Raw genomic sequence first — 13,424 nt, 5'->3', positions numbered from 1 at the left:
GGGAATGCCTAGGCTTGGCTGTAGGCTTCATGCTCGCTAGCCTCATTGCCGAGCGCGAGCACCGCGCCGTTTGGATCCTCGCTGACAAGGTCAAATTGCACCGCCAGGGAGAGTTACTAGAAGAAACTGCGGCAAATAACTGAAGCGGCGTCACATCTTCTCGGCTAGATGATCAAAGTTACAGACACGACCAAGCTATCGAAGCGACTGCCCATTTCAGCCGGCGACACCATTGCCTTTTGGACATCCGCTTTACTCCACTGCGAAAGCAGGCGAGCATCACGATTTTGAAGTGGATAACCAATGAGACAGAAAGACGACCATACGGCACAGGATGTTCTACGCCATTGGAGAGAGGAGGTTCCCGATGACCGACTGGCTCATTTGGTCCGGGACGCTGCGCGGGTATTGACCAAAAGCCTGCAATTACGCTTGGCCGAGCACGATGTCAGTTTCGGACACTGGGCCTTTCTCCGTGTGCTATGGGTGACGGAAGGCCTTACTCAACGGGAACTCAGCGATCAGGTCGGGCTGATGGAGCCAACGACATTTACTGCACTGAAAGCCATGGACTCCCAAGGACTGATCGAGCGGCGCTTTCGAGACGGCAACCGAAAAAAGGTCTACATCTACCTCACCCCCAAAGGCCGCGACCTGAAGGGCGTTTTGATACCCATCGCGGAAGAGCTAAACGATGTCGCTGTACGCGGGCTCTCCGAAAACGAAATCAAGATAGTGCACAGAGCGTTACTGGGCATCATCGAGAATCTCGTCGATGCGGAAGCTGTGTAAATTTCGCTCATAGACGGAGCGTCTGTAGGGAGCTAATTGGATCAACATTTTGCGCGGATTGAATACCAGCACTGGGCGAGGCGGCCGGCAATGTAAGAGTTCGATTGCCCAGACGAACATAGATAAATCATGAGCGGGCGCCAGACAGACCAATTTGCATCAGCGCCTTACCAAGACTTTATTTCAATAAGCTCATACCTAATGCCCTCCGGCCGCCTTTGAGGTTAAAGGCATTGAGCTTATCAACGTCAGCTCAGGCTTTATCGCTATTGGTGCCGTCGGTCCATCAATGCCGACAATGTTCTACCTCATGCCAGGTCGACCAAACCAAGCACCTGCATGCTCAACAACAGACTCAAGCCGTACGTCTTCACGTGCACTGCAAGCACCCGAGAGCACCATATGCCTTGCTGACCTCGCCGTATCGGCAGTCACGTTTTCGGCCTCCCCATTCGCCTTCAACACGTTCCTGCAAAGCGTTTCCAACGGGAAATGCATGCGGTCCGTTGTTGCGATGCCGCGCAATGTACCTGCAAAGCTATCCACACAAAAAACAGATCGATATCGTATGGATTTTTGAAAATTCATACGATACAGTATGAATTCAGGTGAGGCTTTTACCCTTTCCGGTCTACCCCTCCCCTATTTGTCATGTATTCACAAACACAATAAAAGGAACAAAGCATGAGTAGCCCACTACCCCTATGGGAAGCCGCAAAGCGCGAGATGGAGGAGTACCACTTCGCAGCAGATGCGTCAGTACAACCGAAATGGGACGTACCATCCGAAATAGCGATCAACGTCGCAGTCTCGGGTCGTTTCGGCGAATCCAACAGCGATAGCGGAAATCCGACTTCGATTGAGGATTACATCGAGTCGGCAACCCAAGTAATCGAGGCCGGTGCTTGCGGTATTCACGTCGACTTCACGTGGGTAACTGACAACAAAGGGCGCCGCCTTGATCGCGACCTCCCCCCTGTCGAGGCCTACTCGCAGGTTCTAGAACCCTTGCGTGCACGGTTTGGCAACGACTTTGTGGTGAATCTGAACGTATTGAATGGTGATACCTTTGAAAAGTGCATGAGCCCAGTCACCTCCGGTCTAGCTGAAGTAGCGCCTTGCGCACCAGGCCACCCAGAGGCATTCGCAACCCATGCGATACAGACGTTAGAAACCTACGGCGTAAAGCCCGAATTGGCAGTACACAGTTCTGGTGAAATCGAGTTAGCGAAGCGCCGCCTGATCGACACAGGGATCCTGAAGGGGCCGTATAATTGGCTCATCCTTTATGGCCTTCCTTTCAATATAGGTCGCACATTAATTTCAGGCACTTGGGTTCCTGATGCGCAAGACATGGCACAGCACCTGTTTTTGATGGTCAACCAGATCCGTAAAATTGATCCCACTGGCACTATTTCGGTGTGTGCCTCCGGTCGTTCAACGCTTTATATGACGACCTTGGCGACCATGATGGGTCTTCATATCCGAGTAGGTACGGAAGATACGCCGTGGAAATATCCAAACAGCGACGAGCGTCTGTCTGACAACCTGCAAATGTTCAACATGGCTAAAGATATGGCCGCTCTACTGGGCCGCCGCCCGGCGACGGCAAACGAGTATCGCGCCTTGATTGGCAAACCAGCTCGCTAATAAACCAGAGAAGGCTTGCAGGCCGAAGTGTGTTGTAACCGTCGAGAACCAGCCTCTTCAAACAGCAAATAGAGTCGTGCACAAGTAATTATTAACAATAGTGACATACGTTGCTTCGGTTATAATTATAAAGCCTATTAACATCCTCACTCAAATTGATTCGGAAACACTCGACCGCTAATTGAGTGGATAAGTTATCGAAGTGATGTGTAGCTTGACGTCTTTTAGCCTTTGTAGTGGCCAGAAATTCTCGATAGCAAGGAGTAAGGTAATCACACATAAGGTTAGCGCCAATAAGCTGGAGTCTGAGACTCCAGCCAATCAGCCCTGCAAGCCCGATCTTTATATTCAGTTTTTTGACTCGCAATGGCCTCTCCGCTGGAAATCTACTGATATTTTATCTGGTTTATCTGTCTTACGTGGTTCGAACGAATGATGTCGAGGAAGCAGATATCCTCTGTTTACGCCGAGCATTTGGGTAAATTGAAGCAAGCTTGGTGTGAGTCTTCATGATCGAGATTGATTAGATCGTGCCCCAAGATCGGTCGAAACACATGGCTACTAGCCAGCACGAGACACAAAAAAAAGTTTGAAGGTAGACTGCGTCGCACGATCGAATACGCTACGGTTTAACAGTCCTGCAACAAGACGATTATTAAAAAATCACAAGTAAAAACATAGAGAAGGTCTAATATACAACTGATATTTGTTTATTGGTCTATTGCCGTCGTGCGAATCCAAAGGCATCGACTTAACATGTTAGCCGGCCGGGATCGTATGCACCTGCGTACTCACTAACACGCGCGCCTCCAAAAACACTCCCCCAAGAGATGGCCAGCGTGTAAACCTTCGTAAAATCAAACTCCATACTGCACTAACACAGGAGCACTTCGATGGCAGATTTCGACGTGGTTATTGTCGGCGCCGGACACAACGGGTTAACCGCGGGCTGTTACCTTGCCCGCAATGGCCGCCGCGTCATTGTTGTTGAACGAGGTAGCAAAGTGGGTGGAATGACAACCTCCGGCTTCATGATTCCCGAAGCGCCCCAACATTTGGTCACCCCCTGCGCGGTCGATGTTATTTTCATGCGCGGCACAGGCATCATCGAGGATTTGGAACTGGTGAAGCACGGCTTCAAAACCTACGATCCTGACCCCTCGTATGCCTATCTGCATCCGGACGGCAATTCGATCGCGCTCTTTCGCGATCCCAAGCGTACCGCCGAGGATATGTCGCGGCTGTCGAAAGCCGACGGCAAGTCTTACATGAAGTTTATGGAAGTCACCGACGCATTGATGGACATCGCCTTCCCGCTCATGAATACCGATGCTGGGCGCCCCAGTCCGCGCGCGTTAGTGAAAATGATCGGTGCATTGATCCGCCATCGAGGTCTGCGTGCGGAGTTACAAAACTTAGCTGCAGGGACCGCAGACCAGATTGCCTGCGAATACTTCGAGCACCCCGCGTCGATTGGTTTGTTGACCGGTGTCGCTGCTATTACAGGCCCGATCGATGAGGATGGAAACGCTGCAGCGTATATGTTATTCAGCCTAATGCATCGCCTCGGCGTCGGTAAACCAGTAGGTTCGTTGCAGACATTGTCGAATGCGCTGGCCAAAAGCTTCATCGCCAGTGGCGGCAACATCCGTCTGAATGCGCAAGTCTCAGAGATCATCATCGAAGGCGGTAAAACTCGCGGTGTCCGCTTGGAGGACGGCAGCATCATCACCGCCAACAGCGTGATCGCCTCCTGCGATCCACACACTGCGTACAAACTCACCACACCTGGGGGTATCGAAAAAAGGCTGGTCACGCGCTTGGAGCATTCGCCGGCGAATCGTTCCAATTGCGCGCCAATGCTCATCAATATCGCGATGTCGAAACCTCTATCGCTGAAGCGCCACCAGGATATGCGCCACGATGATGCTGATCTGAATAAGGCGTGCGGCCTGATCGGTACGCCGGACCAAGTGCGTAATAGTTTCGCAACTGCGCGGCGCGGCGATATTTCGAAAACGCATGCGATCGCTGTATCCCCGCTCAGCAACTGGGAGCCTGCGCAAGCGCCAACCGGTCAGTCGATTGCCCACGTCTATCTGCCGTCGATTGCGGTGGAAGCGCGCGAAGGCTGGAGCGACGAACTGAAAGCGCGGACTCTCCAGGGTATCACCGCACAGTTGTCCGAGTTCTATGACGGCTTTGACGCGCAAATCGGCAACTTCCTGGAAACGCCAATGGATCGCGCAAAGCGTCTCAACCTCACAAACGGTTGCGTGACCCATATCGATTTCGGCGCCGCGCGTACTGGTCTAAAGCGTCCCGCATTTGGTTTGGGCGGCACTAAGCCGGTAGTGCCAGGCTTCTTTCTGGGGGGTGCCGGCACTCACCCAGGCGGCGGCGTATCCGGTCTGCCGGGCAAGATCGCTGCTGAGCGAGTTGATCGCTGGTTGAAAAAATCGATCTAACCCAAATGTCCAGGACGGAGTACCCGTCGCTGGGTATCTCCCGTCCAGGTCACTGTAATGGCTATGAGTAAATGGCACCGAGATAGCCGTTAGCACCGGTAACCGCCGCTATTGGTCCGCACACTGTCCTGGACTTTCGATCAGTTCAATCACCACACCTGGCTCCGCCCCTTTCAGAATAACTATTCCGGAAGGGGAAGCGATGTCATTTCTTTCGTGGCGCACGCTCACCCTAGCGCGCTAATCGAAACACCGGTATTGGAGTGATAGCTTGACTACTCAAGCATTTACGAACAGGCGATGCGGTCGACACGACTGCATCGCAACACGAGACCGGTCAAGAACCGGAATTAGTTCGCAGCAACAGGTATAACGATCTTCTCTACTGCAACAAAGGCTACCGAAGCACTCATATCGATGAGTTCTCGACTAGAAAGCTCATTGAGCAAATTTTGCTCAAGGGCGACGAAGCGAATTAGCTCTTCATCGCTCTCAAACCAGAGCTCGTCGACTCCAGTGAAGGACTGCGAGAGTGGAAAGGGATTGCGATCGATAGGTAAGGACCAATTCTGAACATAGCGAACCACTAGAGACGCAAGCGCCTCATTTTGTATCAATTGCTTGCCGTACCCCGCCTGCCAAGCGGTACGCATGATTGTTGCCTCACAACCTGGTGGTGTGGCCAGAAATCGAAACAGCTTCAGAGCTGTGGGTCGTTGCTTGCTTATGACCGTCTCCTCTTTGGTGAAGGCCATAATCAATCGGTCCGGATTTGCGAAACGCAGCTCATCAGGTCTGATGAGTTCAAGATAGCGTGATTCTGAAAAAGCAGTCGAAAAAGCATCAAGATCAGCGAACCAGAGTTCCGATGCCCCATCGATAGCGAAGTCTGTGCTATTCGCAATGCCACCATCAAATGTGAAGTTTTGTACATATCCTTGAACATGGCGGTTGAATTCACTTACCCGACTAACCAACGGCCCATGAGTAGCGTACAGATAGTTCTGACACTCCACGCGCGTCATCGTAGTGAGACTTTCAAATGCAACGATAAATTTGAGCACCTCGTTCTCCCTCCGATGATATCGAGCCGTGCGCTCTATTATTTTGACTCTGCACTGATTACCAAGCGGTCGTACCCCCGTCGACACACAAATCCGCACCTGTAATAAAACTTGACTCATCGGAGGCTAGAAAAAGTGCAGCCATTGCAACTTCTTCGGGTGTCCCCGGGCGCTTAAGCATAATTTGTTCGGTCATCACAGTAAAAAAATCCGGATCGGCAAGAATACCTTTAGTTTGGTTGGTATCGATTAAGCCTGGAGATATAGAATTTGCGCGAATGCCGTGAGGCGCGCCTTCCATAGCAAGTTGCCGTGTCATGGCAAGCACTGCGCCTTTCGCAGCTGTATGCGCGAGTGCCGGCAATGGACGATAGGCCTGATGCGCAGAAATCGAGGCTGTGTTTATGATACAGCCGCTCGATTTAACGAGTTCACCCCAAGCCGCGCGCGTCATGTAATAGACGAGGTTGACCTCCTGATCCATCGTCTTATGCCAGTCTTCAATCGCGAACTCGTCGACCAAGCCAAAATAAGCCATGGATGCATTGTTAAAAACCACGTCGATGCGACCGAATGCGTCAATAGCGGTTCGTACTAACGCTTCACAATCGTCTAACTTCGTCAAATCGCATGGCTGCATTGAGACCATGCGGCCTCCGCCCTCTGTGACCATTCGCACTGTTTCTTCCGCACGTTCGGCGAACAAGTCACAACCAACAATTAGCGCGCCTTCTTTGGCGAAGGCCAGCGCAGATGCTCGACCCATACTGCCGCCCGAGCCAGTGATCAAACACACTTTACCGTCTAAACGTCCCATTGCGTTACCTCTGAAAGATTGTTTAATTTGAATGAACACGTGATCTGCGAGTGGCTACAGCACGTGATGCAGCCCTCACAATCCCATCAAACCGCCAGATAACCACCGTCTACGGCAATCGCGGAACCGTTAACAAAGGACGCCGCATCCGACAAAAGCCATCGTGCCGCCTCACCAATCTCGCTGGGGTTACCGAATCGTCCAATCGGATGTCTCTCCAGGAGTTTTTCAAGCGATGATGCAAATCGCGGATCAGTACTCAGTTCATCAATAAGCGGAGTCTTAATAATGCCTGGGAGCACGCAATTGACCCGCACACCCTTTGCGCCGTAATCGGCGGCGGCTGCACGCGTAATACCGATGACACCGTGTTTGGCCGCAACATATTCTCCAGCATGAGGTATAGCAACTTGCCCAAGCGCCGAAGCCGTATTTACAATTGCCCCGCCTCCGGTAGTCATCATGGCGAGAATTTGGTACTTCATACACCAGAAGACCGATGTAAGATCTACCAAAAGTGCACGTTGCCACTCCTGTGTTGACAACTCATGAAGGGGCTTGCCAACTTGCCCGATACCCGCATTGTTGAATGCGCCATCAAGACGGCCGTACGTTTCTACCGCTGCGCTGACCAACAGTTGAACCTCGGCTTCCACAGACAAATCCGCCTTTACGAATGTGGCGATACCACCGCGTGAATGGATTGAGTCGACAGTTGCCTTGGCGCTCTCCGCAGTAATGTCACTTACAATCACATTTGCGCCAGCTAGCGAAAAAATTATGGCTGATTCACGGCCTATACCACTGCCCGCTCCTGTGACTATGATCGTCTTCCCTTTAAGATCTTGAGCCGCTGATAAAGACGGCGAAGTGATCGCTGCTTCTTTCATAATCAAAAATCCTCTCAATTAATCATTGATAAAAACGATTCGACTAAATCATAAATCTCAGAAAAACAAATGTAGCTCTACCAAAGGCTACAACCCTCATAGCCTTTTTCGAAAAGTCATTGCTTGAATGGAGAGTGTCTTACATCACGCGAACAGTGCCGAGTTATCCACATAGATACGATATTCTTTGATTAACTCATCTTGCATTCGCCAAAGCACCATTGCAGGACAACTTAGCGTGCTCATATCTTTTCGAGTGTACGTTACTCGCACAGTCGAAATAATAGCATCTTCGAAGGTCCAAGCCTCATCGACAACATGAGCTATACCGGCAATCATTTCTGAAAAAGCACCAAAATAGCTAGCGATGGCACTGTGTCCACTAACAGCATCGGCATTGCCGAAGACAAACACGCAATCTTCTGTCAGCCGAGAAATAAACCGTGGCACTTCAAGGCTATCCACATCTTCATAAACACCCTGTACAAACTCAACAGTATCATTCATCACATAACTCCCAATCAAATTCAGATTCGTAGATCCGATTTTTATTTTTTATGACTGCGTGTGGAGAAGGAAATCTGCTTTACCCCACAGTAACCATTTACCTGCTGGCAACACTTGCTGCCTTGAGTCGAGATGCCTTCGACTGGCCCAACGGAATCGCAAATTGCACCACTGCAGCCCCTGGCGGCATCACAACATTGTCATTGAATTCTTTCTTCATAAGCACCTTCTTATTCTATAAATTCTTACTCAGCATAAATTTTCTGTTTGGGATCGCGCTTTAACTCACCATAAAACTTAAGTCGGCTGAGCCGGTAACACTTGCTCCTTTACAGATACTAGTTGGCAGGGTTTCAGCAGGAAATGTGCTAAAGCCGGTAACAAAATCAACGCACCCAGCATGTTCCAAAGAAACATGAATCCAAGGAGCAACCCCATATCCGCCTGAAACCGAATTGGTGACAGCACCCAAGTGAAAACCGCAGCGGCCAATGTCAGGCCTGTCAAAATCACCACTCGCCCTGTAAAGCGTAGTGCCTGTGCATAGGCCTCAGAGAGGCTCGCCCCGCTACGCATCGCAGTGAGGGTCACACTCAGAATGTACAGTGAATAATCCACCCCAATGCCCACGCCTAGGGCGACGACTGGCAATGTTGCAACCTTCAGCCCAATCCCTAACCACGCCATCAACGCTTCCAGCAGTACCGTGGTCAACATTAGCGGTAACATCGCAGCCAACGTCGCGCGCCACGACCGGAAGGTAAGCAGTGCCAAAGCCATGACACTGAGGTACACCAGAACAGTCATGATCCAGTTCGATCGCTTCACCACAATATTGGTAGCAGCCTCGATACCAGCATTACCCCCCGCGAGCAATACGCGGGTATCAATACCTGCTCCAACCTCCGACGCGAATGATTGCGTTTCCTTCACCACCCGATCCAATGTCTGCGCTTTGTGGTCACTCAGGTATACATACACCGCTAGAAGATCGCAGCCTTGGTTGAACAACTCGCGAGGTGCTCTGGTGGCAACGGAATTAAGCGTTGCCTGGTTTGGGATGTCGTACCAACGGGGGTTACCTTCACTGATGCCCACCGCTGCGAACTTAGACAGGCTTGCAATCGAACTTGTTGACTCGACACCTGGCAACTGCTGTAAACGACGTTCCAACTCATCTATCGCCACTATAGTGTCGTGTTTGGTGCACAAAAATTTGGGGGTCTTCACCATCACGACAAAAAGATCACTACTGGACGGAAAGCTACCAACCATGAAAGCGTTATCGCGGTTGTAACGTGAGTCAGTCCTAAGCTCTGGCGCTCCAGGGTCAACATCCCCCACGGTCAGTCGCGTACTACCCACGATGCCTACGATCGCTAATATGACCGCCAGCGTAACGGTTATCCGCGCCTGTTTGGGGTAGGTAAAGCGAACAAGCACACGCCACACCCCCTGGATCAGAGGCCCATCTTCCCGATTGCGTACTTTGACTCCGGTGTAAGACAAAAGGATGGGTAGTAGCACCAGATTCGTCAGAATTAACGCGCCCATCCCGACACCGGCAGTCAGTGCTAAGTCTCGAATGATGTCGATGTCGATAACTGTGAGCACGGCGAACCCCAGTGCTGCAGCCAGCAATGCGGTCAGCCCTGCAATAAACAGGCGTCTGAACGTGTAACGTGCAGCGACAACCTTGTGCGTACCGCTCATTACATCGTTAGCGATACCGTTCATCTTTTGTGAGCCGTGGCTGGCACCGATCGCGAAAACCAAGAAAGGCACAAGGACGGTATAGGGGTCCAATACATAGCCCAGCCATTGAAGAGCGCCAAGTGTCCAAAGCACTGCGATCAATGAGCAGGTTAATACAACGACAGTGCTACGTACGCAGCGGCTATATACATACAGCGCCAACATGCACATAAAAAAAGCGAGTACAAAATAGCCGGCGATAGCGCCTACACCATCGATAAGATCTCCTGCGACTTTTGCGAAACCGGTAATGTGAATACTGATCCCATCTTTGGAGTATTTTGCTCGAAGCTCCTCTAGCCGATGAGAGAGTTGCTGATAGTCAAGCGGTTTGCCGTTTGGCGTAGTCGCCATCAGTGGCAGCAAAATCAGACTCGAACGGAAGTCCGGAGCGACCAGTCGACCGATCTCGCCAGAACGCTCGACGTTTACCCGCAACTCTGCAAGGCTCTGTACCGAGCCGTTGAAATTGTCCGGTATAACCGGACCACCGCTCAGACCCTCTTCTGTAACACCAAGCCAACGAGTATTCGCCGTCCACAACGACTTCATGAGTGGCCGGTCGACGCCTGGAATCAAGAAGAACTCGTCGTTCAGCCTGCGCAACGTATCCTGGTACTCAGCGTCGTAAATTGTTCCCTTGCTGGTGTGTACAGCGATGCGCAGGGTATTGCCAACGCCTACGAGTTCCTCACGGTGCTCAAAATAGTTCCGGACAAACTCATGCCCGGTCGGAATCATCCGCTCAAAGCTGGCGTTCAATTGCAGGTGACGGGCGCTCGCTCCCAAAAATACCGTCATCAGCGCGCATAGGACAATGATCCAGATGCGATTATTGAACAACATGCGCTCCCCAAAGGAGCCGGAATGGACGTTAAAGTCCGCCAGATTTGAAATCACCGGCCAGTCGTCAGTCTGCTTAATCATGGCTGTCATTTTGTGGTTCCTGTACTGCTACCAGCGACCATTGTTGTTGCATCGACTACGGCTACGCCGCGTAAACCCGCTATCACCATGCTGTTCCCACATGAGGCTGCGCCACCAAGCACCGGACCTACGGGAGAGCTGCCAATCGGCCTTACCGAACCATCAGTGCCGCTGACTTCGACGACCTGGCCGTCTGCATCAAACAACAAAGCACTGCCGTTTGGGCCCGGCGAAGCGCTGAGTAGTGACGCCTCCAATCCGAGTGGAAGCGGTTTTAGGTTCGAGGATTGAGGTGATAGTTCGAACGCGTGACCGCGTAATCCGTAAACAATCAAATGTCTGGACTCTGTAGCACCTAAGCTCGTAATACCGAAGTAACTGCCCTCGTAAGGGCTGTCGACAGACTGAAAATGACTCGCGCCATCCTCCGATCGCACTACCAAGCCTTGCTCTCCGACGACATAGACCTGACTCTCATGCACCCACAAACCGTATAGGTGAAGGCCCATGGGATTGGGGATTCGGTCACCAATCCACTGCCAGGTACGCCCAGCATCTTCCGTGATAAGTGCAAGACCGTATGCGCCAATGACCAAACCACGCTCGGGAGTCCAGAAACGAACGGCAAAAAGGGGTTTATCTGGGCCGTCGGAAACTAAGCGTTCGGCGTCGCTTAATTGACGTTGAGCGTCATCACTAGAGGGGGCGATAGCCACGGCTTTTTTTGCAGCGCCTAGCGCAAGCTCCGCTATAACTCTGCCGTCGAGTTGCTTCTGCCAAGTGGAACCGGCGTCCTGGGTGGCAAGAATGACGCCGTCGTGCCCTACTGCCCAACCGTGATTCGCATCGACGAAACTCAGAGCCGTCAGCGTGACACTCACCGGTACACTGGCCTGCTGCCAAGTGACACCGCAATCGTCGGAGTAAGCAATCAAACCGCGCTCACCGGCAACAACTATCCGGCTAGCGGCCGTGCTTACCGCCTGCATGGCGGCATGCGTAGGACTACTGACGGCAGCCGCGGCTTGATTCAAGCGCCGGGTATCCAGCGCCGTCTTCATTTGTAGCGCACTCTCCGACTTTGGCTCCACCGTCTGGGGAGCCTCCGCGGCATGCACACCGGCACCGACTGCGCTCCATGTCATCAGTATGACGATCAGAGGGAACGAGACAAGGCTCAGGTTTCGAGCGATCATCTCACCCCCTCCCCCGCGAGAGACTCTGGAGTGAAATACGTCGCCGGTATCTTGTCTAGCTGTCGGTAGTAGGGTCCGTTGGCAAAGTCAGCAGGTGCTCCAACAACCCATGATCCAGACTGAATGTTGTAGGTCATCCAAGGTTGGTTAGTCAGTACGTAAGGCCCCTCCCACACAATGTGGGGCATGCCCATGCCAACACGCCAAAGTTTTCCTTCGGCATCCCAACCTTCGTGCATTACTACGCTCCAAGTGTCCTCGTCTAAGTAGAAGCGGCGTTTCGGCACGACATGGCGTTTACCTGGGGCGAGCGTAGCCTCGACCACCCAAACACGGTGTAGCTCCCAACGGAACGAGTCGGGGTTGATGTGATGTTTGGAATACTGCTTATCGGCCGGAAGTGCATGCCAGCCATTGGTGTTGTAGGGGACATACATTTCCTGCTTACCGACTAGCTTCCAGTCGTATCTATCAAGTTCGCTCCAGTACAAAAAACTTTCGTCGTAATACTCTTGTCCAGAGTTAATATCGCTGGGCGTGTCATAGCCCACCGTGGGAGCCTTGCGAACGCGTCGCTGGCCGGGGAAGTACTGCCAGGCAGAACGACCGCGGTCCAGGGTCTCATAAACCAACAATGCCTCGCCCGACTTGAATGCAGGCTCTGTTTGCATATTGCGCAACATCATAAACGGGCCACTAAAATCGGCATGCCATGGCGTCTTCGGATCGTAGTAAGGCCACTGGACCTTGTTATATCCTCTGGACGAAACCACCATGTCCCCGCCCGCAGTCCCCGTGTAATTCATATAAGTCGTGGTCGTGGATGATCCGGCATATGACAACCGGTGGTTCCACATCGCCTCTGCACCGGATTTCGGAATGGGAAATGGAATACCTCCGTAAGCGCCCTGAATTGAATTACCGCCATTGGTCGTCTTCGCGCTGGTTGCATTGCGGAAGGTGTTGTCGTAGACCCATTGGGGCAGCGTCGCCGTACGATGAGTTGGATAAACGTTTATTCGAAAAGTGTCTGGATACTTTTCTAATAACGCCTTTGCGCCATTTGACAGTTTTGAGGCATTGGCTGCGACATCTTTAGCGGTGATGGTCAGGATCGGTTTTTCATTGGCGAAAGGGTCTGGCCGCGGATCCCCTGACTTATAACCAGCTGGTGGTTTAATTCCCGCATCATTCCACGCGGGAATACTCCCAGAAGCATTAGCTGCACGTTCCGCCCCAATGGGTGTCAGGGTACTCTTGAGCAACTGCGCCTCTTCAGGGGTTACCGCCGCATGTGCAAGGCTAATGGTCGCCATTGCCGCAACGACACCAAGCAATTTAAATAGATGTTGAGTCAT

Annotated in this window: 11 protein-coding genes; 3 read left to right on the top strand and 8 right to left on the bottom strand. The window is 52.0% G+C overall.

Annotated elements, in window-relative coordinates; translation table 11 throughout:
- The first annotated feature begins 303 nt into the window (after positions 1 to 303).
- The 3 genes from JFU37_RS25290 to JFU37_RS25280 all read left to right on the top strand — a co-directional run bounded on the left by JFU37_RS25290 (position 304) and on the right by JFU37_RS25280 (position 4,910).
- Positions 304 to 792, top strand: a complete 489-nt coding sequence (locus JFU37_RS25290) for a MarR family winged helix-turn-helix transcriptional regulator (RefSeq protein WP_201119768.1) — start codon at positions 304 to 306, stop codon at positions 790 to 792.
- 684 nt (positions 793 to 1,476) lie between these two features.
- Positions 1,477 to 2,442: a 3-keto-5-aminohexanoate cleavage protein gene (locus JFU37_RS25285; protein WP_201119767.1), complete on the top strand. Its 966-nt coding sequence runs from the start codon at positions 1,477 to 1,479 to the stop codon at positions 2,440 to 2,442.
- Positions 2,443 to 3,335: 893 nt separating this feature from the next.
- Positions 3,336 to 4,910, top strand: a complete 1,575-nt coding sequence (locus JFU37_RS25280) for a phytoene desaturase family protein (protein WP_201119766.1) — start codon at positions 3,336 to 3,338, stop codon at positions 4,908 to 4,910.
- 350 nt (positions 4,911 to 5,260) lie between these two features.
- Here the strand turns inward: JFU37_RS25280 and JFU37_RS25275 are convergent, their stop codons facing one another.
- The 8 genes from JFU37_RS25275 to JFU37_RS25245 form a co-directional block, all read right to left on the bottom strand.
- Positions 5,261 to 5,974, bottom strand: a complete 714-nt coding sequence (locus JFU37_RS25275) for an EthD domain-containing protein (protein ID WP_201119765.1) — start codon at positions 5,972 to 5,974, stop codon at positions 5,261 to 5,263.
- A gap of 58 nt (positions 5,975 to 6,032) precedes the next feature.
- Entirely contained in the window at positions 6,033 to 6,791 is a 759-nt protein-coding gene (locus tag JFU37_RS25270) for an SDR family NAD(P)-dependent oxidoreductase (protein ID WP_201119764.1), read from the bottom strand.
- Positions 6,792 to 6,877: 86 nt separating this feature from the next.
- Complete coding sequence (locus JFU37_RS25265; RefSeq protein WP_201119763.1) at positions 6,878 to 7,681, bottom strand: SDR family NAD(P)-dependent oxidoreductase; 804 nt, start codon at positions 7,679 to 7,681, stop codon at positions 6,878 to 6,880.
- 144 nt (positions 7,682 to 7,825) lie between these two features.
- A complete protein-coding gene (locus tag JFU37_RS25260; RefSeq protein ID WP_201119762.1) occupies positions 7,826 to 8,188 on the bottom strand; it encodes a nuclear transport factor 2 family protein in 363 nt (120 codons plus the stop codon).
- Positions 8,189 to 8,285: 97 nt separating this feature from the next.
- Entirely contained in the window at positions 8,286 to 8,408 is a 123-nt protein-coding gene (locus tag JFU37_RS31060) for a hypothetical protein (protein ID WP_274609960.1), read from the bottom strand.
- A 77-nt stretch (positions 8,409 to 8,485) separates the two neighbouring features.
- Positions 8,486 to 10,879 carry an efflux RND transporter permease subunit gene (locus JFU37_RS25255; RefSeq protein WP_201119761.1) on the bottom strand — a complete coding sequence of 798 codons (2,394 nt, stop codon included), beginning with the start codon at positions 10,877 to 10,879 and terminating at the stop codon, positions 8,486 to 8,488.
- Positions 10,876 to 12,066 carry a WD40/YVTN/BNR-like repeat-containing protein gene (locus JFU37_RS25250; protein WP_201119760.1) on the bottom strand — a complete coding sequence of 397 codons (1,191 nt, stop codon included), beginning with the start codon at positions 12,064 to 12,066 and terminating at the stop codon, positions 10,876 to 10,878. The genes JFU37_RS25255 and JFU37_RS25250 overlap by 4 nt, the downstream gene beginning before the upstream one ends.
- Positions 12,063 to 13,424, bottom strand: a complete 1,362-nt coding sequence (locus tag JFU37_RS25245) for a DUF1329 domain-containing protein (RefSeq protein ID WP_201119759.1) — start codon at positions 13,422 to 13,424, stop codon at positions 12,063 to 12,065. Before JFU37_RS25245 ends, JFU37_RS25250 begins: the two co-directional genes overlap by 4 nt.

It is taken from the genome of Pseudomonas sp. TH41, from assembly GCF_016650695.1.
In the GTDB taxonomy this organism is placed as follows: Bacteria; Pseudomonadota; Gammaproteobacteria; order Pseudomonadales; family Pseudomonadaceae; genus Aquipseudomonas.
This window is presented reverse-complemented; position numbering and strand designations above follow the sequence as displayed.